At 69.2% G+C, this 22,950-nt stretch carries 22 protein-coding genes; 11 read left to right on the forward strand and 11 right to left on the reverse strand.

The window, feature by feature from the left end; genetic code table 11:
* The first annotated feature begins 51 nt into the window (after positions 1-51).
* Together BKY59_RS00700 and BKY59_RS00705 are read left to right on the forward strand one after the other, a co-directional pair.
* Positions 52-1,254: an MFS transporter gene (locus BKY59_RS00700; RefSeq protein WP_076068206.1), complete on the forward strand. Its 1,203-nt coding sequence runs from the start codon at positions 52-54 to the stop codon at positions 1,252-1,254.
* A 14-nt stretch (positions 1,255-1,268) separates the two neighbouring features.
* A complete protein-coding gene (locus tag BKY59_RS00705) occupies positions 1,269-1,991 on the forward strand; it encodes a UPF0149 family protein (protein ID WP_240499898.1) in 723 nt (240 codons plus the stop codon).
* A 157-nt stretch (positions 1,992-2,148) separates the two neighbouring features.
* On the opposite strand, the gene BKY59_RS00710 is transcribed toward BKY59_RS00705, so the two are convergent.
* Together BKY59_RS00710 and BKY59_RS00715 are read right to left on the reverse strand one after the other, a co-directional pair.
* Positions 2,149-3,369 carry an esterase-like activity of phytase family protein gene (locus tag BKY59_RS00710; RefSeq protein WP_076068183.1) on the reverse strand — a complete coding sequence of 407 codons (1,221 nt, stop codon included), beginning with the start codon at positions 3,367-3,369 and terminating at the stop codon, positions 2,149-2,151.
* 54 nt (positions 3,370-3,423) lie between these two features.
* Positions 3,424-4,848 carry a M20/M25/M40 family metallo-hydrolase gene (locus tag BKY59_RS00715; protein ID WP_206361995.1) on the reverse strand — a complete coding sequence of 475 codons (1,425 nt, stop codon included), beginning with the start codon at positions 4,846-4,848 and terminating at the stop codon, positions 3,424-3,426.
* Positions 4,849-5,027: 179 nt separating this feature from the next.
* Between BKY59_RS00715 and BKY59_RS00720 the strand changes: the two genes are divergently transcribed.
* Positions 5,028-6,386 (forward strand): ABC1 kinase family protein, encoded by a 1,359-nt coding sequence (locus BKY59_RS00720; protein WP_076068184.1) that lies wholly within the window; start codon positions 5,028-5,030, stop codon positions 6,384-6,386.
* Positions 6,387-6,507: 121 nt separating this feature from the next.
* On the opposite strand, the gene BKY59_RS00725 is transcribed toward BKY59_RS00720, so the two are convergent.
* Entirely contained in the window at positions 6,508-6,822 is a 315-nt protein-coding gene (locus BKY59_RS00725; RefSeq protein ID WP_076068185.1) for a hypothetical protein, read from the reverse strand.
* 141 nt (positions 6,823-6,963) lie between these two features.
* Here BKY59_RS00725 and ung point away from each other — a divergent pair, with 141 nt between their 5' ends.
* The 4 genes from ung to BKY59_RS00745 all read left to right on the forward strand — a co-directional run bounded on the left by ung (position 6,964) and on the right by BKY59_RS00745 (position 9,828).
* Positions 6,964-7,653, forward strand: a complete 690-nt coding sequence (gene ung, locus BKY59_RS00730; protein WP_076068186.1) for a uracil-DNA glycosylase — start codon at positions 6,964-6,966, stop codon at positions 7,651-7,653.
* A gap of 67 nt (positions 7,654-7,720) precedes the next feature.
* Complete coding sequence (gene modA / locus BKY59_RS00735; RefSeq protein ID WP_076068209.1) at positions 7,721-8,494, forward strand: molybdate ABC transporter substrate-binding protein; 774 nt, start codon at positions 7,721-7,723, stop codon at positions 8,492-8,494.
* A 16-nt stretch (positions 8,495-8,510) separates the two neighbouring features.
* Positions 8,511-9,215: a molybdate ABC transporter permease subunit gene (modB, locus tag BKY59_RS00740; RefSeq protein ID WP_076068187.1), complete on the forward strand. Its 705-nt coding sequence runs from the start codon at positions 8,511-8,513 to the stop codon at positions 9,213-9,215.
* On the forward strand, positions 9,205-9,828 hold the full coding sequence (locus BKY59_RS00745) for an ATP-binding cassette domain-containing protein (RefSeq protein ID WP_076068188.1): 624 nt from the start codon (positions 9,205-9,207) through the stop codon (positions 9,826-9,828). Before modB ends, BKY59_RS00745 begins: the two co-directional genes overlap by 11 nt.
* A gap of 195 nt (positions 9,829-10,023) precedes the next feature.
* Here BKY59_RS00745 and BKY59_RS00750 read toward each other — a convergent pair whose 3' ends face one another.
* Together BKY59_RS00750 and BKY59_RS00755 are read right to left on the reverse strand one after the other, a co-directional pair.
* Complete coding sequence (locus BKY59_RS00750; RefSeq protein WP_076068189.1) at positions 10,024-11,817, reverse strand: IlvD/Edd family dehydratase; 1,794 nt, start codon at positions 11,815-11,817, stop codon at positions 10,024-10,026.
* A 19-nt stretch (positions 11,818-11,836) separates the two neighbouring features.
* The gene (locus BKY59_RS00755; RefSeq protein ID WP_129586143.1) at positions 11,837-12,961 is read right to left on the reverse strand and encodes an aldose epimerase family protein; all 1,125 of its coding nucleotides are present in this window, start codon (positions 12,959-12,961) and stop codon (positions 11,837-11,839) included.
* A gap of 149 nt (positions 12,962-13,110) precedes the next feature.
* Between BKY59_RS00755 and BKY59_RS00760 the strand changes: the two genes are divergently transcribed.
* Positions 13,111-14,451: a sugar MFS transporter gene (locus BKY59_RS00760; protein WP_083671794.1), complete on the forward strand. Its 1,341-nt coding sequence runs from the start codon at positions 13,111-13,113 to the stop codon at positions 14,449-14,451.
* A 149-nt stretch (positions 14,452-14,600) separates the two neighbouring features.
* Here the strand turns inward: BKY59_RS00760 and BKY59_RS00765 are convergent, their stop codons facing one another.
* The 3 genes from BKY59_RS00765 to BKY59_RS00775 all read right to left on the reverse strand — a co-directional run bounded on the left by BKY59_RS00765 (position 14,601) and on the right by BKY59_RS00775 (position 16,723).
* Positions 14,601-15,359 carry a FadR/GntR family transcriptional regulator gene (locus tag BKY59_RS00765; protein WP_076068191.1) on the reverse strand — a complete coding sequence of 253 codons (759 nt, stop codon included), beginning with the start codon at positions 15,357-15,359 and terminating at the stop codon, positions 14,601-14,603.
* A 96-nt stretch (positions 15,360-15,455) separates the two neighbouring features.
* On the reverse strand, positions 15,456-15,824 hold the full coding sequence (locus tag BKY59_RS00770; protein WP_076068192.1) for a PRC-barrel domain-containing protein: 369 nt from the start codon (positions 15,822-15,824) through the stop codon (positions 15,456-15,458).
* A 125-nt stretch (positions 15,825-15,949) separates the two neighbouring features.
* A complete protein-coding gene (locus BKY59_RS00775) occupies positions 15,950-16,723 on the reverse strand; it encodes an OmpA family protein (protein WP_076068193.1) in 774 nt (257 codons plus the stop codon).
* A gap of 156 nt (positions 16,724-16,879) precedes the next feature.
* Here BKY59_RS00775 and BKY59_RS00780 point away from each other — a divergent pair, with 156 nt between their 5' ends.
* The 3 genes from BKY59_RS00780 (at position 16,880) to BKY59_RS00790 (ending at position 20,685) form a co-directional block, all read left to right on the forward strand.
* Complete coding sequence (locus BKY59_RS00780; protein ID WP_076068194.1) at positions 16,880-17,779, forward strand: pirin family protein; 900 nt, start codon at positions 16,880-16,882, stop codon at positions 17,777-17,779.
* Positions 17,776-18,657 (forward strand): alpha/beta fold hydrolase, encoded by an 882-nt coding sequence (locus tag BKY59_RS00785; protein ID WP_076068195.1) that lies wholly within the window; start codon positions 17,776-17,778, stop codon positions 18,655-18,657. The genes BKY59_RS00780 and BKY59_RS00785 overlap by 4 nt, the downstream gene beginning before the upstream one ends.
* 426 nt (positions 18,658-19,083) lie before the next feature.
* Positions 19,084-20,685 carry a cisplatin damage response ATP-dependent DNA ligase gene (locus BKY59_RS00790; RefSeq protein WP_076068196.1) on the forward strand — a complete coding sequence of 534 codons (1,602 nt, stop codon included), beginning with the start codon at positions 19,084-19,086 and terminating at the stop codon, positions 20,683-20,685.
* A 16-nt stretch (positions 20,686-20,701) separates the two neighbouring features.
* On the opposite strand, the gene BKY59_RS00795 is transcribed toward BKY59_RS00790, so the two are convergent.
* The 3 genes from BKY59_RS00795 to BKY59_RS18185 form a co-directional block, all read right to left on the reverse strand.
* Positions 20,702-21,013 (reverse strand): PilZ domain-containing protein, encoded by a 312-nt coding sequence (locus BKY59_RS00795; RefSeq protein ID WP_076068197.1) that lies wholly within the window; start codon positions 21,011-21,013, stop codon positions 20,702-20,704.
* Between the two features lie 60 nt (positions 21,014-21,073).
* Positions 21,074-21,898 carry a glutaminyl-peptide cyclotransferase gene (locus tag BKY59_RS00800; RefSeq protein ID WP_076068198.1) on the reverse strand — a complete coding sequence of 275 codons (825 nt, stop codon included), beginning with the start codon at positions 21,896-21,898 and terminating at the stop codon, positions 21,074-21,076.
* A 407-nt stretch (positions 21,899-22,305) separates the two neighbouring features.
* Positions 22,306-22,950: cold-shock protein (locus BKY59_RS18185; protein ID WP_076068199.1), on the reverse strand; the 645-nt coding region annotated here is incomplete at its 5' end.

Here is a 22,950-nt window from a genome sequence, read left to right on the forward strand (position 1 = left end):
CGTCCGATCCCACATGGCATGCTGCTGCACCGCAACATCGAAACGGACATCATGGTCGAAGCCATTTCTCCCCCGCGCCGGCACCCGGTGGGGCTGGTTCATTTCGCGCTCGCGCTCGGCGGGTTCGCGATCGGGACGACCGAGTTCGCGACGATGAGCCTGCTGCCGATCTTCGCCGAAGGATTGCGGATCGATGCACCGACCGCGGGACATGTCATCAGCGCCTATGCGCTGGGCGTGGTGGTGGGTGCGCCGTTACTGGCGGTCGGCGCGGCGCGGTTCGACCGGCGGACGGTGCTGGTCGTGCTGATGGCGCTGTTCGCGCTGGGCAACGGGTTGAGCGCGATCGCACCGGATTTCCACAGCCTGCTGCTGTTCCGGTTTCTGAGCGGCCTGCCGCACGGCGCCTATTTCGGCATCGCATCGCTGGTCGCCGCATCGCTGGTGCCGGCCGACCGGCGGACGCAGGCGGTGGGCCGGATCATGCTGGGGCTGACCGTCGCGACGATCGTGGGGGTGCCGTTCGCCAACTGGTTGGGGCAGGCGCTGGGCTGGCGCTGGGGGTTCGGGGTGGTCGCGGTGCTGGCGTTCGCCACGATGGCGATGGTGCTGGCGTTCGTGCCGCGCCAGCCGGCCGAGGCGGGTGCCAGCCCGTTGCGCGAATTGCAGGCGTTGCGCCGCCCGCAGGTGTGGCTGACGCTGGCGACCGGGGCGATCGGGTTCGGCGGTATCTTCGCGGTCTATACCTACCTCGCCTCCACGCTGACCGAGGTCACGCGTGCGTCGGGCGCGACGGTGCCGATGGTGCTGGCGATCTTCGGCCTGGGCATGACGGTGGGCAATCTCGTCGTGCCGCGCTTCGCGGACCGCGCGCTGATGCCGACGGCCGGCCTGCTGTTGCTGTGGAGCGCGGCCTCGCTGGCGATCTATACCGTATCGGCAGAGCATCTCTGGTCGATCCTGCCGGCGGTGTTCGCGGTGGGGCTGGGCGGTGCGCTCGGCACCGTGTTGCAGACCCGGCTGATGGACGTCGCGCAGGATGCGCAGGGGCTGGCCGCTGCGCTGAACCACAGCGCGTTCAACACCGCCAACGCGCTGGGCCCGTGGCTGGGCGGGATGGCGATCGCGGCGGGATATGGCTGGACGTCGACCGGCTGGGTCGGGGCGGCGCTGGCGCTGGGCGGTTTCCTGTTCTGGGCGATATCGGTCGCGACCCCGTCCGGCCCGGTTTTGCGGACGGCAGCCGCGCACTGACTCCGCGGCATGCCGTGATCGCCGACCTCGACGGGTACGGCGAACTCGGCCAGAAGGCGCGCGATCCCCAACAGGCGACCGCATCCATGCCCAAACTGCCCTCCCGCCTCCGCCGGCTCGACGAGATACTCGCCGACCTGCCGATGGACGATCCGATGCTGCTGAGCGAGCTGGACGGGTATCTGACCGCCGTCGCCGTCCATCCGCAGGCGATCGACCAGGCCGCGTGGTTGCCGCCGATCTGGGGCGGCGGGCACGGCGAGGCGCCGCCGTTCGACGATCCGATCGACGTTCAGATGTTCGCGGACATGGTCGCGGCGCGCCACCAGGAGGTCGTCCGCGATCTCGCGCGCGGCAAGCCGCAACCGCTGTTCGATATTGACGAGCGCAACGGCGAGGTCCTGTGGGAAATCTGGATCGACGGGTTCGCGATGGGGATGGAGGCGCATGCCGAAGGCTGGGACGCGGTGCCGGGCGATGGTGCGGCGATGGCCGCGCTGTCTTCGCTGCGGACGCTGGTGGACGTGGCCGGCGACGCGGCGGAACTGGACAGTGCGGAGATCAACGCGCTGTGCGATGCGGCCCCGGGGTTGATCGTGGCCGATATCCGGACGCTCTACGCCGGGCAGGTGAGGCCCGATGGCGGGGCGGCGGCGGTGGAGGTCGCAAAGGTGGGGCGCAACGATCCCTGCCCATGCGGGTCGGGGCGGAAGCACAAGAAGTGTTGCGCGGCGTAGCGGACGTGTTTGGGGTCGCGGTGGGGCTGCTTCAGACGGGCATTGCAAGACCCGTCCATGCCGAGCGTAGCCGAGGGGCGCTGTTGGCCGTCTCGGCTACGCGCGACGGGTCCCTCGACTGCGCTCGGGATGGACGGGACAACCTAAGGTCATCACCTTAAAGTTCGACGCGCCAGAAGCGGGTGGGAGCGCCTTCGACGCCGAAGTCGTTGTCGTTGACCAGCAGGCAGCTGCGCGCATCGAGGAAGACAAGGCCTTCGAGGTCGGCACCGATTTCCGGATGGTCGTCGGTCGAGAAGAGCAGCGTCTTGGCGAGGACCGGGCAATCGAGCGTGCCGTCGGCGCTGAGCGTTTCAAGCGTCGGGCGGGTCGCGGGATCGCTCCAGCGCGGGTCGAGCGCGCAGGCGGGGTCGAGCGTCACCGCGTACAGCCTGGCCGTCGCCGAGATGCGTTCCAGCACGACCAGCCGGCCGTCGTCGGTGGTCGCCAGATCGCACAGCTTGACGTCGGCGCGGTCGACGTCGCCCTGCGCGGCGTCGCGGTGGAAGCTTTTCGGCTTGTCGAGCCGGTAGGCATGTTCGGCGAGCAGCGTGCCGTCCGCGGTATCCAGCGTCCAGAACCGGACGTGCCGGGCATGGCGGCCGCTGGCATCGTCGGGATGGGCGAGCGGGCTCTGGAAGGCGAGGTGGAGGCGGCGGCCGTCGGTGGACAACGCCAGCCCTTCGAACCCGCGGTTAAGCCGGCGGCGCGCGGCGAGCGCTGGCAAGGCGCCGACGACCGGATAGCCGGCCCCGGCGAACGACGCCTCCGTACCGGCGGGCACCCAGCGGACACGCACCGTGCCGTCGGGATCGAGGCGGAGCAGCGACGGACCATATTCGTCGCCCACCCAGAAGCCGCCATCGGGCGTACAGGCCAGGCCCTCGGTATCCGCCCCGCCGGGATCGGGCGGCAGGACCTGGCCGGCAAGGTCGATCGCCGGTTCGGCGGCGCGGTCGTCCGTTCCGGCTGGCGGCAGGCCCGACAGCGTCCGCCCGGCTCCGTCGCGCAGCGGCAGCGTGCGCCGTAAAGTGACGTGGCGGTCGCCGACATGCAGTTCCACGATCGCCGGCCCGACATCGGGACAGGGCATCAGCTTGGCCCCCGGCGTCGCGGCATGATCGGCCAGATGGTCGAGGCCATAGCGTTCGATGGCGAGCGGCATCTTCAGGTTGGGGCCGCGATCACCGATCGCCCAGATCATGCCGGCCGGGTCGCCCGCGCGGCGCGCGAGGCCGGAGCCGAGCCCGCGCGTGACGTGCAGCGTGCCGCCAGGCAGTGCAAGGCGGGCGAGGGTCTCGTCCTGATAGGTGAGTAGGGTGACATGGGGGTGCGACATGGGGCGGGGGTAGCAGGCCCGTCACCCGGTGCAAGCCGCCCCCGGCACGGACCGTCAGCCGGCGTAGATCTTCACCAAGTCGTACAGATAATCGCGCCCGGTATAGACCGCCTTCACGATCGCGCGTTCGTTCAGCCCGTGCGCGCCGTTGCCGTCGGGATCGCCGTACAGGCCGGGCGGACCGTAGACCGGGATGCCGATCGCTTCGAGGAAGATGCCGTCGGTGGCGCCGGTCGACATGAGCGGCGACAGCGGCACGCCGGGATAATAGCGGGCGAGCAGTTTTTCGGCGGGACCGATGATCTTCGGATCAAGCGGCGGCGGCACGGCGACCGGTCCGCGTTCGTCCACCTGCTTCACGGTCAGGCGCGGATCGGCGACGACGCGGGTGAGCATGTCGCGCACCTGATCCGGCGACACGCCGGGGAAGATGCGGCAATTGACGTTCACGCCGGCGCGTTGCGGCAGCGCGTTGTTGGCATGGCCGCCGTCGAGCAGCGTCGCGACGCAGGTGGTGCGCAGCATGGAATGATAGCTGGGGTCGGTATCGAGCAGCGCGGCCGCCGCCTTGTCGGTCGGATCGGCGGCGATCGCCATCATCGCGCGGCCCATCGCATCGCCGCGCGCCTTGCCCGCGATGCGGAAATAGGCGCGGGTCGTGTCGTTCAGCTGCAACGGGAAATCGTAATCGCGCAGCCTGCCGATCGCGTCGGCCAGTTCGTAGATCGCGTTGTCGCGGACCGGGGCGGAGCTGTGGCCGCCGGGATTGGTCGCTTCGATCCGGTAGTTGATCGCGCTCTTTTCACCGACATGCATGTTGGCGATGACCAGCATCCCCTTGCCGTCCGACCGGCCGCCGCCGCCCTCGTTCAGCGCGAATTCGGCGGCGACCAGATCGGGCCGGTTCCTGGCCAGCCACTGAATCCCGTTGAACGCCCAGCTCGTTTCCTCGCCGCAGGTCAGCGCCAGCTTGATCGTGCGTTGCGGGCGGTAGCCGGTCTGGCGGAACCGGATCATGGCATCGACCCAGATCGCGTCGAGCGCCTTCATGTCCTGCACGCCGCGGCCGTAGAAATAGCCGTTTTCCTCGACCATCCTGTACGGATCGCGCGTCCAGTCCTCCCGCTTGGCGACGACGACGTCGATATGGCCGATCAGCAGGATCGGCTTCGCGGTCCGCGACGCGCCGGGTAAGCTTACGACGAGCCCGCCTTCCTTCGGATGGTCGGGCACCGCGAAGCGCGTGATCTGGGCAGCCGTGTAGCCCGCCGCCTTCAGCCGCGTTTCGACCTTGTCGGCCAGCGCGGTGCAGCTGCCGGTGGTGATGCTCGTGTCGGTTTCGACCATCTCCCGGTACAGCGCGCGGAACGCGGCCTGATCGGGCCGGAGTGCCTGCGCCTGCGCCTGTGCCGGAGGTTGTGCGGCGAGCGGCGCGGCAAGTGTCGCCAGACCCGCGATGATCCGACCGGAAATTTTCATGGCAGCTGCCCCCCTATGTTCGTCCAAGGCGCGCATCATGGCGCGAACCGGATGATCCGGGGAAGCCCGCGGCAGGAATATTTCCCGGTGGACGGCGGGCGGCGGACGCGGGTCAAAACGTCCGATTGATCCATCGCCCGACTGTCCCATCTACGATCCACGAAGCGCGCCCGCGTCATTTGAAGGATCATGCCACGACCGACGATCGCCCTGGAAAAGGAAGAGCCGTCCCCAGCGGGCGGCTGGCGCGGCTCGGCGTGTTCGGTCGGATGGCCGGCGGGGTCGCGGGCAACGTGATTTCGGAAGGCGCGCGGCGGCTGGCGAGCGGGGAGCGGCCGAAGATGAGCGACCTGCTGCTGACGCCGGCCAACGCGGTGCGGGTGGCCGACCAGCTGTCGCACCTGCGCGGGGCGGCGATGAAGCTGGGGCAGATGGTGTCGATGGACAGCGGCGACATGCTGCCGCCCGAACTGTCGGCCATCCTGGCCCGGCTGCGCGACGGGGCGCATCATATGCCGCCGGAACAGCTGAACCGCGTGCTGATCGCCGAATGGGGGCGCGACTGGCGCAGCAAATTCGCGCATTTCCAGGCCCATCCGGTCGCGGCGGCATCGATCGGGCAGGTCCACCGCGCCCGGATGCGCGACGGGCGGACGCTGGCGATCAAGGTGCAATATCCGGGGGTGAAGGACAGCATCGACGCGGATGTCGACAATGTCGCGACGCTGCTGCGCGTGTCCGGGCTCCTTCCGCGCGAACTGGATATCGTGCCGCTGCTGGCGGAGGCTAAGCGCCAGTTGCATGAGGAAGCGGACTATATCCGCGAAGGCGAGATGCTGGCACGCTACGGCGCGCTGGTGGGCGATGCGCCGGGGCTGGTGGTGCCGGCGCTCGACCCCGCACTGACCACGTCGCGCGTGCTGGCGATGGAATATGTCGATGGCGTGAGCGTGGAGACGCTGGAAACCGCGCCGCAGGAGGTGCGCGACCGGGCGATGCAGGCGCTGATCGCCGTGGTGCTGCGCGAACTGCTGGACTGGGGGTTGATGCAGACCGACCCGAATTTCGCGAACTACCGCTGGCAGGGGGAGAGCGGACGGCTGGTGCTGCTCGATTTCGGCGCGGCGCGTGTCGTGCCGGGCGATGTCGCGGCGGGATATCGCCGGCTGCTGGCCGCGGGGCTGGCGGGGGACCGCGATGCGGTGCGCGAGGCGGCGGTGGCGGTCGGGTTCCTGGGCGATGCGATCGTCGCGCGGCACCGCGCCGTGATCGACGAGATGATCGACGTGATCCTGATCGAACTCAACCGGCCGGGGCCGTTCGACTTCGGCGATCGGGCGTTCGTGGGCACCTTGCGCGATCGGGGCATGGAACTGGTGCGCGACAAGGCGAGCTGGCACCTGCCGCCGATCGACACGCTGTTCGTGCAGCGCAAGATCAGCGGCACGGCGCTGCTGGCCGCGCGGCTGAAGGCGCGGGTGGACGTGCGCGCGATGGTAGTGGGCCATGTGGGCGGGGACGGAGGTGGCGCGTCTTAGGGTGTGCTTCTTCGGGGAGCTCGTCTCGTTCATTCCGGTGGGAACGGGCGCGGGGTTCTCGACAGGCTCGAACCGAACAGAACTGGGGACATCGTCCGAAAATGAGGAGTAGTCGGTAGCGTCAGCCGCCCGGCACTTCGGCGGCATCGAGGTAGCGGACGATCCATTTGGGATAGCCTTCGGGTGCCATGACGATATCGGGCACGGCGACCGGGTCGCTGCCCGTTTCGATCCAGCCATAGCCGTGGCAATGGTCGCACAGCGCACGCATGCAGCGGAACGTGATCAGGTCGATCTGCGTGTTCCACTGGCCATGGCCCCGGCAGATGGGGCAGCGCGCGTCCAGCGCGCCGGTGCGCGGCTGGACGGCCACGTTGTCGAAGGCGTGGGCGGCGTCGGGACCCGCGCAGAAGACGATGTTGCTGGCATGCGGCACCGGACGACCCCCCTTGTTGACGAGGCCCTGTAACGTCCCGGACCGGATCAGGGTCCGGGTTGCGGCGGAACCGAAAATGCTGTTCGGGCGGGCTGCGCTGGATTAGCGGCATCGAGCCCCGGGCAACAGGTGACGATCCGCATGTACGATATTTCCCCGATCGCATCGGCCGAGTGGCGCGCGGCACTGGGTACGGCCGCCGATCCTGTCACCCTCGCGGGGGTGCGCGCGTTTCTGGCGGATGAGGCAGCGGGGGGGGCAACGGTGTTTCCACCCGCGCCGGAGGTGTTTCGCGCGCTGGAGCTGACCGCGCCGGCCGACGTGCGCGTCGTGATCCTGGGGCAGGACCCCTATCATGGGGCGGGGCAGGCGCATGGCCTGTCGTTCAGCGTGCGGCCGGGCGTGCGCGTGCCGCCGTCACTGCGCAACGTGTACAGGGAACTGCGCGACGATCTGGGTGTCGTGCCGGCGTCGCACGGCCATCTGGAGGCGTGGGCGCGGCAGGGGGTGCTGCTGCTGAACAGCGTGCTGACCGTGGCGGAGGGGCAGGCGGGCGCGCATCGTCGCAAGGGGTGGGAGCCGTTCACCGACGCAGTGATCGCCGCGGTGGACCGCGGGCCGCCCGCCGTGTTCCTGCTATGGGGCAAGCCCGCGCAGGAGAAGGCGGCGCTGGTGGACGAGCGCCGGCACCTGGTGATCCGGTCGGTGCATCCGTCCGGGCTTTCCGCGCATCGCGGTTTTTTCGGCAGTCGACCGTTTTCTCAGGCCAATGCGTTCCTGGCGGCGCAGGGGCGCGGAACGATCGACTGGGCGTTGCCGGCGATCCCCTGACGCGGCGCGGGGTTCACGACCGACCGCTTTGCCCTATGTGGGCGGATATCGACTGGCGGAGCGCGGCATGTATCGGACGATCCTGACATTTGCGGCGCTGATGCTGGCGGCGTTGCACGGCCCGGCGTCCGCGAAGCCGCCGCTGGTGCTGGCGGCGGCCAGCCTGCAGGAGTCGCTGACCGCGGCGGGCGATGCGTGGGCCGCGCGGCGGCACGAACGGCCGGTCCTGTCGTTCGCGGCGTCGTCCGCGCTGGCGCGGCAGATCGACGCCGGCGTGCCCGCCGACCTGTTCGTGTCCGCGGACGAGGCGTGGATGGACGATGTCGCGCGCAAGGGGCTGGTGCGTGCCGGCACGCGCGTTTCGTTCCTGGGCAACCGGCTGGTGCTGGTGGCACCGGCGGGGCGGGGCGGGGGGCAGGCGACCGGGCCGGGCACGATCCGGCGCGGGTTCCCGCTGGCACGCGCGCTCGGCGCCACCGGGCGGCTGGCGATGGCCGATCCGGATGCGGTGCCGGCCGGCAAATATGGCCGCGCGGCGCTGACCGCACTGGGTGTCTGGCCCTCGGTCGCGCGGCGGGTGGCGCGCGCGGAGAGCGTGCGCGCCGCGCTGGCGCTGGTCGCGCGCGGGGAGGCCCCGTACGGCATCGTCTATGCCACCGATGCGCGCGCCGAAAAGGGCGTGCGCGTGGTCGGCGTGTTCCCGGCGAACAGTCATCCGCCGATCACCTATCCGGTCGCGTTGCTGAAGGGTGGCAGCGCGGCGGGCGAGGCATTCCGCCGTTTCCTGATCTCGCCGGCCGGCCGGGCGATCTTCCGCCGCCATGGCTTCCTGACGCGATGAGGCGCGGGGCGCGACCATGCTGACGGCCGAGGAATGGGCCATCGTCGCGCTGTCGCTGCGCGTGAGCGGGGTGGCGATGGCGGTGACGTTGCCGCTGGCGTTCGCACTTGCCTATCTGCTGGCGCGCGGGCGGTTTCCGGGGCGGTCGCTGGTCGACGCGGTCGTCCATCTGCCGCTGGTGCTGCCGCCGGTGGTGACGGGGTGGCTGCTGCTGCTGGCGTTCGGGCGCAACGGGCCGGTGGGCGGATGGCTGGAATCGGCATTCGGCGTGTCGGTGATCTTCCGCTGGACGGGGGCCGCGATCGCCGCCGGGATCATGGCGTTGCCGCTGATGGTGCGCGCGATCCGGCTGTCGATCGATGCGGTCGACCGGCGACTGGAGGGTGCGGCCCGCACGCTGGGCGCGGGGCGGTGGCGGACGTTCGCGACGATCACGCTGCCGCTGTGCTGGCCGGGCGTGCTCGCCGGCCTGGTGCTGGGGTTCGCGCGGTCGATCGGCGAATTCGGCGCGACCATCACCTTCGTGTCGAACATTCCGGACGAGACCCGGACATTGCCGATCGCGATCTACACCGCGTTGCAGATCCCGGGCAACGACGGCGCGGTCTGGCGGCTGGCCGGGATATCGGTGGCGCTGTCGCTGGCGGCACTGGTCCTGTCGGAATGGCTGGTCCGGCACGGGCGGGATGGCCAGGACGGGCGGGCCGGCCATGTCCTTTGACATCGCGATCAGCCGCCGGCTGGGTTCGCGCGACATCGCGCTGACGCTGGTGGCGGACGCGGGGCTGACCGTGTTGTTCGGCCCGTCCGGCGCGGGCAAGACATCGGTGCTGAACATGGTGGCGGGGTTGCTGACCCCGGATAGCGGCCATGTCCGGGTGGACGGCGTCACGCTGTTCGACGCGACCGGGCGGATCGACGTGCCGCCCGACCGGCGGCGGATCGGCTATGTGTTCCAGGACGGGCGGCTGTTCCCGCACCTGCGCGTGCGGGCGAACCTGCTTTATGGCTGGCGGCTGGCGCAGCCGGCGGATCGCTGGATCGGGCTGGACGCGGTGGTGGCGTTTCTGGGCATCGGCGACCTGCTGGATCGCTGGCCGCGGTCGTTGTCGGGGGGCGAGGCGCAGCGCGTGGCGATCGGCCGGGCGCTGCTGTCCGGCGCGCGCACGCTGCTGATGGACGAACCGCTGGCGTCGCTGGATGCCGGGCGGCGCGGCGAGGTCATGACCGTGATCGAACGGGTGCGCGACGAGCTGGGGCTGCCGATCCTGTATGTGACGCATGACCGGCGCGAGGCGGAGCGGCTGGCGACGCGGATGGTGGCGATGGGGTAGGGTCAGAAGCTATCGATTTTGCGCATTCGTCATCCCGGACTTGATCCAGGATCCAGGGCTTCAGGCGCTGCGTGTGTGGCTCTGGATCCCGGATCAAGTCCGGGATGACGGGGGTTGAGGGCTGGATTACGTCATCCCGGCGTCCGCTGGGATGACGGGGGAGGGGGCGGCCTGCAGGTCCGCCCGCTCCCCGCCTCAGTGGTTGTCGCGGGGCAGGCCCATGGTCTGGGCGATGCGCTGATATTTCTCCGCACCTTCCAGGATGGCGCCGGTGTTGAGCTGGCCCACGGTGGCGCGCTGGATTTCCTGCCAGGGGGTCTGCGAGGCGGGATAGCGGTAGCCGCCGTCGGCCATCAGCGCGGTGCGCCGTTCGGCCAGTTCCGCGTCGGTGAGCAACACGTCGGCGGTGCCGTGGTTCAGGTCGATGCGGACGCGGTCGCCGGTGCGCAGCAGAGCAAGGCCGCCATTGGCCGCGGCCTCCGGCGATGCGTTCAGGATGGAGGGCGAGCCCGACGTGCCCGATTGCCGCCCGTCGCCGATGCAGGGCAGGGCGTGAACCCCCTCGCGGATAAGGTAGGCGGGCGGGCGCATGTTGACGACCTCGGCCGCGCCCGGATAGCCGATCGGCCCCGCGCCGCGCATGAACAGCAGCGTTTCGGACGTGATGCCGAGCGCGGGATCGTCGATCCGGTGGTGGTAGTCCTCCGGCCCGTCGAACACCACGACCGGCCCCTCGAACGCGTCGGGATCGTCCGGGTTGGACAGATAGCGGTCGCGGAATTCCGGGCCGATCACGCTGGTCTTCATGATCGCGGCATCGAACAGGTTGCCCGACAGCACGACGAAGCCGGCATCGGCCAGCAGCGGCGTGGCGAACGGGCGGATGACGCGTTCGTCCTCGATCACGGCATCGCGACAATTGTCGCCGATGCTGCGGCCGTTGGCGGTGATCGCATCCTCGTGGATCAGGCCCTGCTTCATCAGTTCGGCCACGACCGCGGGGACGCCGCCGGCATGGTAATAATCCTCGCCCAGATATTCGCCGGCGGGTTGCAGGTTGACCATCAGCGGCACCTTGTGACCGTGCGTCTGCCAGTCCTTCAACTCAAGTGCGACGCCGGTGTGGCGCGCGATGGCGGCCAGGTGGATCGGCGCGTTGGTGGACCCGCCGATCGCCGAATTGACGACGATCGCGTTCAGGAACGCGTCGCGCGTCATGATGTCGGACGGCTTCAGATCCTCCGCCACCATGTCGACGATGCGCTTGCCGGTGCGGTAGGCGATTTCCTGGCGATCGCGATAGGGCGCCGGGATCGCGGCCGAGCCGGGCAGCTGCATGCCCAGCGCCTCGGCCAGCGAGTTCATCGTGGTGGCGGTGCCCATGGTGTTGCAATAGCCGGTCGACGGCGCGGACGATGCGACCAGCTTGATGAAGCCGGCGTCGTCGATCTCACCGGTGGCGAGCATCTGTCGCGCCTTCCACACGATGGTGCCCGAACCGGTGCGTTCGCCCTTGTGCCAGCCGTTGAGCATGGGGCCGACCGACAGCGCGATGGCCGGAATATTGACCGTGGCCGCCGCCATGAGACAGGCCGGCGTCGTCTTGTCGCACCCGATGGTCAGCACGACCCCGTCGAGCGGGTAGCCGTACAGCACCTCCACCAGCGCCAGATAGGCGAGGTTGCGGTCGAGCCCGGCGGTCGGGCGCTTGCCGGTTTCCTGGATCGGGTGGACCGGGAATTCGAGCGGAATGCCGCCCATTTCGCGGATCCCCTCGCGCAGCCGTTCGGCCAGCACGAGGTGGTGGCGGTTGCACGGCGACAGATCGGATCCGGTCTGCGCGATGCCGATGATCGGCTTGCCCGACTGAAGTTCCTCCAGCGACAGCCCGAAGTTCAGATAGCGTTCGAGATAGAGCGCCGTCATGTCGATATTGTCGGGATTGTCGAACCAGGCGCGCGAACGCAGCGGCGGGCGGGTGTCGGTCATGGCGGGGGTTCCGGTCGGGTCAGCGTTGCGTGGAAAGGCGGTAGATCATCTGGTGATGGTAGGGCCGGCCCGGATCGACGCGGGCGGACACGAATGCGGGCTTGTTCGGCGCATCCGGAAACTTCTGCGGTTCCAGCGCGACGCCGTCGCCCATCCGGTACAGATGGCCGGATTTGCCGAGATAGCTGCCGTCGAGGAAGTTGCCCGTGTAGAACTGGACGCCCGGTTCGGTGGTCAGCAATTCCAGCACCCGGCCGGACACCGGATCCTCCAGCCGCGCGGCGAGGCCGGGCGTGGCGGTGAGCCCCTTGTCGAGCGCGAAATTATGATCGTAGCCCTGACCGAAGCGGATCTGCGCATCGCGGCCGTCACGCAGGCCCTCCGCGATCGTGCGGGCCTTACGGAAATCGAACGGGGTGCCGGCGACGGGCAACAGCGCGCCAGTGGGGATCAGCCGCGCGTCGACCGGCGTGATCGCGCCCGCCGGGATGGTCAGCCGGTGGCCGGTGGCGCCGGCCGCGGACCCCTCGCCGCCCAGGTCGAAGATGGCATGGTTCGTCATGTTGACGATGGTCGGCCGCGTGGTGGTGGCGTCGAACGCGATGCCGAGGTCGCCCGCCTCGTCGAGCGTGTAGGTGGTCGTGACGTCCAGCTGCCCAGGGAAGCCGGAGTCGCCGTCCGGGCTGCGATGCGTCAGCACCAGCCGCGCGACCGGGCCGGCGGACAATGACGCGACGCGCCACGCCGCCTTGTCGAACCCGGCCGGGCCACCGTGCAGCGTGTTGGTCTTGTCGTTCAGCGGCAGCTGGTAGCGTTTCCCGTCCAGCGTGAAGGTGCCGCCGGCGATGCGATTGGCGTAGCGGCCCACCGTGACGCCGAAATAATTGGGCCGGTCGACATAGGATTTCAGGTCGTCATAGCCGAGCACGACATCGGCGATCCGCCCGTCGCGGTCGGGCGCCATCAGCGACTGGAGCGTGGCACCGTAGGTCAGGATCCGCGCCGATACGCCGCGCGTGTTGGTCAGGGTGACGACCTCGATCCTCGTGCCGTCCGCCAGCGTGCCAGCGGACGCCCGGTCGACCGTCGCCGCGTGGCCGGTGCCGCCGGCCCCCGCGATCGCTGCAAGCACCGGCAAGGTCATGAAGATCCTCCGCATGTCGACACCCTCTTCCCGAACGGCAGGGTCGTTGACGTGCCCCGACCGGATATATAGTCGGACAAGATGGAAGAGGGCAAGCCGCGCGGATGTGCGTGCGACGCGGCGGCCCGGCACGGAGAAGGGCGAACAGCATGGCGATGCCAATCCAGCAGAACAGGCCGACGCCGCCGGGCGCCGCGACGGGTGGAACGATCGGCGGCGCGAGCGCGCCCACCAATTACCGCGCGGCATTGACGCTGCTGGCCAGCCTGTTCTTCATGTGGGGGTTCATCACGGTCATCAACGGAACGTTGCTGCCGCACCTGCGCAGCGTGTTCCAGCTGTCCTACACCCAGACCACGCTGATCGAGTCCGTCTGGTTCATCGCCTATTTCTTCGCGTCGATCCCGTCGGCCAAGCTGATCGAGCGCGTGGGATACCAGCGCGCGATGGTCATCGGGCTGGGCATGATGGCGGCGGGCGCGCTGATGATGGTGCCGGCCGCGCGGATGCCGTCCTACGGCGTCACGCTGTTCGCGCTGTTCGTGATCGCCAGCGGCATCACGCTGTTGCAGGTGGCGGCGAACCCCTATGTCGCGGTGGTCGGCAGCCCCGAAACGGCATCGTCGCGACTGAACCTGGTGCAGGCGTTCAATTCCGCCGGCGCGACGCTGGCCCCGCTGTTCGGCGGTTACCTGATTCTGGGCCGGTCGACGTCGGGCACCGCGGTAGCGGGTGCGGCGGCGGCGACCCCGGCGGAGCGGCTGGCCGATGCGCAGTCGGTCATCCTGCCCTATCTGATCGTGGCGGGCGTGCTGGCCGTACTGGCGATCGTCATCGCGCGCTTCCCGTTGCCGGCAATGGGGGCCGCGACGCAGCGGTCCGCGCGGGACGACCGGCGCGGACAATCGCTCTGGACGCACCGCAACCTGGTGTTCGGCATTCCGGCCATCTTCATCTACCTGATCGCCGAGATCGGGGTGGGCAACCTGTTCATCAATTTCGTGTCGCAGCCCGACATCGGCAACCTGACGCATCAGCAGGCATCCAACTATCTGTTCCTGCTGTGGGGCGGCATGATGGTCGGCCGGCTGGTCGGCGCATTCGCGATGCAGCGGATGGACGCGGGCCACGCGCTGGCGATCGCCAGCGTCGGCGCGGCGATCGTCATGCTGATCGCGACCTTCACCACCGGCCATGTCGCGATGTGGGCGCTGATCTCGGTCGGGCTGTTCCATTCGATCATGTTCCCGACGATCTTCACGCTGGGCATCAAGGGGCTCGGCCCGTTGACCGAAGAGGGGTCCGGGCTGCTCATCATGGCGATCGCGGGCGGCGCGCTGGTGGTGGTTCAGGGCTGGCTGGCCGATGCCTATGGCCTGCAATGGTCGTTCCTGCTGACCGTGCTGTGCGAGGGATATATCCTGTTCTACGCGCTGTGGGGTTCGCGGACGACGAACGCCCTGCCGGACGTGCAGGTGGTGGACGCCTGACTTCGTCAGATATGGCGACGCCAGCTTCGCTCGCTGCCGATCAGGTCTGACTTATGCCACCGTCATCCCGACCTTCGTCGGGATGACGGGAAAGTTGGCCGATGCCGCGTCTGGTCGCAGTCGATCGACGAGCGGCCGGATCCGGGCGATCAGGCCTTCATCGCCGCCTGGGTATCTTCCAGCGCCTGATCGACCAGCGTGCGCATCGCGTTGCTGGCGGCCCCCGGATCGCGGGCGGCGATCGCATCGTAGACGCGGCGATGTTCGGGCATGGAATCGCGCGGCAGGCCCAGCCCGCGATATTTGAACTTGGTCGTCCAGTTGACCGCCGCGCCGATGCTGGCGCTGAGCACCACGAGCGAGTCGTTGCCGGTGGCGTTCAGGATAGCATCGTGAAAGTCGCGGTCCGCGGCGCGGCCGACCTCGCTCGCCAGCGTGTGGCGGGTCATGTCGGCCAGCGCGTCCTTCATCAGTTTCAGGTCCGCCGGCTGATGCCGTTCGGCGGCCAACGCGGCGGCGGCCGGTTCCACGATGCCGCGCAGTTCGAACAGACCGCGGATGAAGCGCAGGTCGGGTTCCCCGGTGAACGCCCAGCCCAGCACGTCGGGATCGAGCACGTTCCAGCGGTTGCGCGGCAGGACGCGCGTTCCCGCCTTCGGCCGGCTTTCGACAAGCCCCTTGGCGCTCAGGACCTGCACGGCCTCCCGATAGGCGCTGCGCGAAACGCCCAGTGCTTCGGAAAAGACGACTTCGCCCGACAGGGTGTCGCCGGGGGCATATTCGCCCGACAGGATGGCGACGCCCAGCTTGTGGGCGATCGCGCCGTGCAGCCGACGCCCCGTACCGCGGGGGGCACGGCGCGTCGGAACGTCGGCGACGACATCCGCCGACGGCACGGTATCGCGCATTTTGCTATCGTCCACCCGGCCCCCCTCGCATCATGAACCGGCGTAACAGGCGGGACGGCGCGGTGGAACGGAAAAGACGGATGCGGCCGGCCGGCGTCAGGCGACGGAGGCGTAGTAGCTCGACACCCGGCCGGCATAGGCGCGGTCGAACACCGGTTCGGTGCTGCCGCTGAAGCTGGGGCCGCCTTCGAGCAGGCGCTTGTCCATCGACACGACATAGCTGACATTTTCGGCGTCGTAGGTCAGCGCGGACCATGGCACCGGATAGAATGTCTGGCCGATGCCCAGCATCCCGCCGATCCGCAGCACGACATAGGTGACCTGTCCGGTCCGGCGATCGATCTTGAACGTCGATACCGCGCCCAGCGAGTCGCCGTCGCGCGTGCGGACCGGGGTGCCGTCCACCTTGTGCGACGAAATCAGGAAATCGACGTCTTCGTTCGGGGTGGTGTGGGCAGTCGTCATGCTGTTTCTCCGGCTATCGGGGCGATCAACCGTTTCGGTGTAGGGGTGTTCCGCGATGCCGGAAAGGTGCCCGAAAGCTCGATGCGCCCCCGCCACTCCCGGCGTTCGGTCGCGTGGCCTTCCGATCAGTCGCGATAGTCGAAGGTGCGTGCCTGCTGCCCGATCAGCGTCACTTCGACGCGGCGGTTGAGCTGGCGACCGGCGGCGGTGGCGTTGGTGGCGACCGGTGCGCTTTCCCCAAAGCCCTGGATGCGGAAGCGATCGCGTGCGACGCCCATCGCGCCCAGCGCCTGCCGGACGGCGATGGCGCGCCGTTCGGACAGCGACCGGTTCGCCGCCGCGGTGCCGACCGAATCGGTATGGCCGTCGATCCGCACGCGGACCGCGCGGTTGGCCCGCAGATAGCCCGCCATCGGGCGCAGCCGCGCCTCCGCACCGGGGCGCAGTTCGGCGCTGCCGGTGCGGAACAGCACGTCCTGCAACACCAGCGTCGCGCCGTAGCGGGTCTGCTTCATGCGATAGTCGCGCATCCCGCGGCGGTCCCAGCCGCCGTCCCGGGCGTCGACCGGCACGGCGACCACGGTGTCGCGCGCATCCCAGTCGAACCGTGGCCGGCCCCCGGCGATGCGGGTGAAGGCGGCGTTCGCGTCGTCCGCCTCGCGCCGGTTGATGCGGCCATCGTCGTTCGCGTCGAAATTGCGCAGCACGAAGGCGCGGCCGCGGTTGGTGCCGCGCAGCTCCGGCGAGAGCAGGGGCACGCCGACTCCCTCCAGCCGGATGTCGCGTTCGCCGCGGCGGCCGCCGGTCCAGTCCCAGCGGTCCTGCGCGGCGGCGGTGGCCGGCATCGCGGCGACGGTGAGCGCGGCCAGCACGGTGGCCAAGATCGGGCGGGACGTCATGATGCTTCTCCTGTTCGTGTGGCGACCCGTCTGGCGGGGGCGGCTTGAACAGCCGATGAGTGCGGATGGCAGCCGCCGTTCATCCGGCGCCGTTCGTCCCGCGGGCTGGAGCCGGGGCCGGTTCCGAGCTAGGATCGGCCGATCAGGAGAGCCGCGATGCAGAACGAAGACCCGGTGTTGCAGACGCTGCTGCCCGTCACGCACGATCTCGGCGGGTTCCAGGTGCACCGCACGCTGCCGCACAAGCTGCGGACGATGGTGGGGCCGTTCGTGTTCTTCGACCAGATGGGGCCGGCGCATCTGCCGCAGGGCGAGGGAATCGACGTGCGGCCGCACCCGCACATCGCGCTCAGCACCGTCACCTACCTGTTCGACGGGGCGATCGACCACCGCGATTCGCTGGGCACCGTGCAGACCATCGGGGTGGGCGCGGTGAACCTGATGACGGCGGGCAAGGGCATCGTCCATTCCGAACGATCGCCGGTAACGGAGCGTGCCAAGGGGCCGCCGCTGTCGGGAATCCAGACCTGGCTGGCGCTGCCCGACGGGCGCGAGGATATCGATCCGGCATTCGAGCATGTCGCGGCACAGGCGTTGCCGGTGTTCGGCGACAGCGGCGCGCGCGCGACCGTCATCATGGGGACATTGTGGGGGCAGACGTCGCCCGTCACCGCGCATGCGCCGACCATCTATGCGGACATCGCGCTGGAGGCGGGCGGGCAGGTGCCGATCGATGCCGATGCGGACGAACGCGCGCTGTACCTGGTCGACGGCGACGCGACGATCGACGGGCGGCCGCTTTCGAAGACGGCGCTGGTTGTGCTGCGACCCGGTTTCGTCGCCACATTGCGGTCGGCCGGCGGGGGGCGGGTGATGTTGGCCGGCGGCGGGGCGTTCGCGACGCCGCGCCATGTATGGTGGAACTTCGTGTCGTCCTCCCCGGAACGGATCCGGCAGGCGCGGGCGGACTGGACCGCGGGCAGGTTCGCGACCGTGCCGGGCGATCCGGACTATATCCCGATCCCGCCGGTGCCGAACACCGTCAGCTATCCATGAGCGACCTGCGCCGGATCGCGTTGTCGAGCGGGGTCGAACTGGACGTCGCGGTGGCGGGGGATCCGGCCGCGCCGGCGGTCCTGTTCCTGCACGGCTTTCCCGAATCGCACCGGACCTGGCGGCATCAGATCGCCGCGCTGTCCGCCGATTATTACTGCATCGCGCCCGATCAGCGCGGTTATGCCGGATCGTCGAAGCCGGCGGCGGTGGCGGACTACGGCGTGGACCGGCTGGTGGCCGACGTCATCGCGCTGGCCGATGCGCTGGCGATCGACCGGTTCACGCTGGTCGCGCATGACTGGGGCGGGGCGGTGGGGTGGGCGGCCGCGTTACGCCATCCGGACCGGGTCGCCCGGCTGGTGATCGCCAATGCGCCGCACCCACTGCTTTTCCAACGCGCGCTGATCGACGATTCCGCGCAGCGGGCCGCCAGCCAGTACATCCGCGCGTTTCGCGATCCGGCGATCGAGGCGCGGGTTGCCGAGATGGGGCTGGGCGGGTTCTTCGACCGCAGTTTCGCGCCGCATGTCGATCCCGCCCGGCTGACCGTCGCCGACCGGGCCGACTATCTGGCGGAGTGGGGTCAGCCAGGGGCGCTGACGGGGATGCTGAACTGGTATCGTGCGGCGCCGATCGTCGTGCCGGCGATGGACGAGGTGGCCGCCCGGCCGGCGTGGATCGACGCGCCGTTCCCGGTGCTGGAGATGCCGGTGCTGGTGGTCTGGGGGATGCGCGACCGGGCGTTGCTGGCAGCACAGCTGGACGGCCTGGACGCGGTGGTGCGCGACCTGACGGTGGCACGGATCGACGCGGGGCATTTCGTGCCGTGGGAAGCGCCGGAGGCGGTTACCGCCGCGATGCGGGAATGGTTAGCATGAGGCTTTGACCTGACTTCGTATCCATTCCGTTCGTGCTGAGTAGACATCGAGTAGCGCCCCTGCGCGTATCGAGGGGTCGTATCAAAGCATGGCCTCACAGGTTGGGCTGGTCCTCCGATACGGGCCTTCGACTATGCTCAGTCCCTACTCAGGACGAACGGTTCGGGTGGAAGCTCGGAAGGTTTATATTTTGCCCGCTCCGGCCATGCCGAGCAAAGTCGAGGCACGTTCCCCTCGGAACGTAGCCGAGGGGTGCTGTTGGCTTCTCGGCTTCGCTCGAAGGGTCCCTCGACTTCGCTCGGGATGGGCCGGGTGGGGTGGGGGGGTGCGCGAGTTCTCGACGGGCTCGAACCGAACGGGGTGGAGTGAACTGCTGGTCTCGTTCCATCCATCGGACCCGGACGCGCGTCGGGTCGTTGATCGGGGATGCGCGCCTTTTCCCAGCTTCTCGACAGCCTCGTCTATACGCGGTCGCGCAATGCCAAGCTGAAGCTGATCGCCGACTATCTGCGCGCGACGCCCGATCCTGATCGCGGGTGGGCGATGGCGGCGTTGACGGGCGACCTGGATATTCCGGCGGTGAAGTCGGCCGCGATCCGGGCGCTGGTGGAGGAGCGCGTCGATCCGGTGCTGTTCCGGATGAGCCGGGACTATGTCGGCGATACGGCCGAGACGGTGGCGCTGCTGTGGCCCGCGCCGCCGGGGGAGCCGGCAGAGATAGACGACGGGTCGCTTGGCCTCGCCGCCGTGATAGAGCGGTTGCGGAGTCTGAACCGTGTCGAGGGGCCGCGCGCGATCGCGGGGATGCTCGACCATCTCGATTCGTCGGGGCGCTATGCGTTGCTGAAACTGGCCACCGGGGGCCTGCGCGTCGGCGTGTCGGCGCGGCTGGCGAAGACGGCACTGGCCAACGGGTTCGGGCTGGACGTCGATGCGGTCGAGGAGATCTGGCACGGGATCGACCCGCCTTATGCCGCGCTGTTCGCCTGGGCGGAGGGGCGCGGGGACCAGCCGACGCCGGCCGATGTCCCGGTATTCCGGCCGTTCATGCTGGCCCATCCGCTGGAGGACGCGATTGTCGACATGGCGGACTATGTCGCGGAGTGGAAGTGGGACGGGATTCGCGTGCAGATCGTCCGTACCGCGGGTCAGACGCGGCTGTACAGCCGGGCGGGCGACGACATCACCGGCAGTTTTCCCGATGTGGCGGCGGCGGTGCGGCACGACGGTGCGCTGGACGGCGAACTGCTGGTCAAGGGCGCGCATCAGGGCGGGACGCTGGAGGAAGGCGGCGGGGCGGCCAGTTTCAACGCGTTGCAGCAGCGGCTGGGGCGCAAGCTGGTGTCGGCCAGGATGCAGGCGGACTATCCCGCGTTCGTGCGGGTGTACGATATCCTGCTCGACGGGGCGGAGGATGTCCGTGCGCTGCCCTGGACCGAGCGGCGTGCACGGCTGGAGGCGTTTGCGGGGGCACTGGACCCGGACCGGTTCGACATATCGGCGGTGATCGCGGCGGAGGATTTCGCCACGCTGGAGGAGATCCGTGCGACGTCGCGCGATGCGGCGATCGAGGGGGTGATGCTGAAGCGCCGCGACAGCCCCTATGTCGGCGGGCGGCGCGCGGGCATGTGGTACAAGTGGAAGCGTGACCCGCTGAGTTGCGACTGCGTGATGATGTATGCGCAGCGCGGATCGGGGAAACGATCGAGCTTCTATTCCGACTATACGTTCGGCTGCTGGACGGAAGAGGGCGAGCTGTTGCCGGTGGGCAAGGCCTATTCCGGATTCACGGACGAGGAGCTGAAATGGCTCGACAAGTTCGTGCGGACCAACACGACGGGGCGGTTCGGCCCGGTGCGCGAGGTGGAGAAGACGCTGGTGCTGGAGGTGGCGTTCGATTCGATCCATGAATCGAAGCGGCACAAGTCCGGGCTGGCGATGCGGTTTCCGCGGATTTCGCGGATCCGGCGCGACAAGCCGGCGGCGGAGGCGGACCGGATCGCGACGCTGCGCCGGATGATCGGCTGAACGGTCCGGTTTCCGGTCAGCCGTGACGGTCGACGACCGCCTGCAGCACGGACGGGTGCATCGGCGTTTCGAACTGCGCGCCGATGCGGAATCCGGTGGCCCAGGCGACCTGCGCCCGCATGGGGGCGAGGCCGGGCAGCGTAAGCCACAGCGTGGTCCCGACGCGGGGCGGATCGTCCACCTCGGTACAGAAGCCTTCCGGTGACAAATCGACCAGCCGGACGGAAAAGCGTTGCAGACCCTGACGACGCAGCGACACGGGAAAATCGACGGCAACGCGTTCGGCCCGACGCGGGGTCGGTGATTCGGCGGTGGCGGGGGCTGTCATCGGCAGGTCCTTTCCGCAACGACATACCCCATCAACCGTCACCGAAAGGTGAACGAATGATCAAGGGATACGGATCTCGAACAGCGCCGGCCAATATTTGCCGGTGACGAACAGCCGGTCGGCGGCGGCATCATAGGCGATGCCGTTCAGCACCGCATCCGGATCGGTCACGACAACCTGCGCCACGACGCCGCGCAGGTCGAGCCAGCCCTTGACGCGTCCCGTCGCCGGATCGATCCGCGCGATCATCGGTGTCTGCCAGACGTTGGCGAGGATCTCGCCCTTCACATATTCCAGCTCGTTCAGGTTCAGCAGCGGCTGGCCGTCCGCCGTCACGCGGATGCGGCCCTGTTCGGCGAAGGTGACCGGATCGAGGAAGCGCAGTTCGGCCGTACCGTCGGACATGATGAGGCGGCGGCCATCCTGCGTCAGACCCCAGCCTTCGCCGGGATAGCGGAATTCGGATTTCCGGCGGAGCGTCGCGCGGTCCCAGCGCCAGCCGGTGCCGTTCTGCCAGCTGAGGCTGATCAGGTCGTTCCGCCACAGCGCCATGCCTTCGCCGAACACGTCCGCCCGCACGGCGGCGCGTTGCAGCACATAGCCGTCCGTGAGCCGGACCTGGCGGATCTCCGACTGCCCGACCTGGCCGGTGCTCTCGTAGAAGCCACCATCATGCCAGAGCAGGCCCTGCGTGAAAGCGCCGGTGTCGTGCGGATACCGGTGGACGATGGTCGGCGCGACGATCGGGGCTGGGATCGAGGCGGGTGCGGCGGCGCGGGAGGTGGCGGAATCGACGGGCTTGTCCTCTCGGGCGAATGCGGGCGGGGCGGCCGAGCACGCCAGCGATAGCGCGAGCAGGGGGAGCAGACAGAACGGCAGGCGCATGCGGCAGGTTCCGGAACGGGAGGAGGCGCGGTTATCGGCGTGGGGCGGGATGGAGGGAAGCGATTGTTGTGGTGCGGCGTGGGGTGGTGATGGGACGGAGGGTCTCATGCCGGCCGTGACCCTGGATCCAGGTCGAATCGACATTCAGCATTAATAAGGTCCGGGCGTCCGCCGGGATGACGTATCGTGGTCGTGATTGGTTTCGCGGCTGGGTTTGGTCGCCGTGAACTCATGAGGCGGGGCATCCGGTGACTGGCCTGCGCCAGGCGTTGTTTGTCGGGCCGCCTAATCTGGCTGGACATCGGCCCTTGGTGTCGGAACCGACCGCGGTGCGGCGGGCAACAAAAACCCGGCCCTCCGCATGGGAGGACCGGGCTTTCGTTCGGCACCGCGGATGCGGGCCGGGGTTAGGCGAGCGAGGTGAGGTTCACCGCGGCGTACTTGCCGCGACGATCGACTTCCAGCTCGAACTCGAGCCGGTCGCCCTCGTTCAGGTTGGTCATGCCGGCGCGTTCGACGGCCGAGATGTGGACGAATGCGTCCGGCTGTCCATCGTCGCGCTGAATGAAGCCGAAGCCCTTCATCGCGTTGAAGAACTTGACCGTGCCGCTGGCCTTTTCGCCCGTCAGCTGGCGCTGCGCGCCAGCACCGGCGCCTGCACCACCGGCAGGGCCGCCGCGGGGCGCGCCCATGCCGCCGGCATCGCGGTCACGCGGCGGGCCGCGATCTTCGGTGACCGGCATCGGCTCGCCGTCGATCTTCAGGTCGGTCGCGGAGACGCGGCCGCCGCGATCGACGAGCGTGAACTCGAGCGGCTGACCTTCGGCCAGGCCGGTGAGGCCTGCCTGCTCGACCGCCGAGATATGCACGAACACGTCTTCGCCGCCATCATCACGGACGACGAAGCCGAAGCCCTTCTGACCGTTGAAGAATTTGACGACGCCCTTGCCTTCGCCGATCACCTGGGCGGGCATGCCGCCGCGGGCACCGCCGCCGGCGCCACCGCCGCCGCCGCGGAAACCGCCGCCGCCGCCACCGCCGAAGCGATCGCC

Origin of the sequence: Sphingomonas montana (assembly GCF_001956315.1) — a bacterium.
Taxonomy (GTDB): Bacteria; Pseudomonadota; Alphaproteobacteria; order Sphingomonadales; family Sphingomonadaceae; genus Sphingomonas_R; species Sphingomonas_R montana.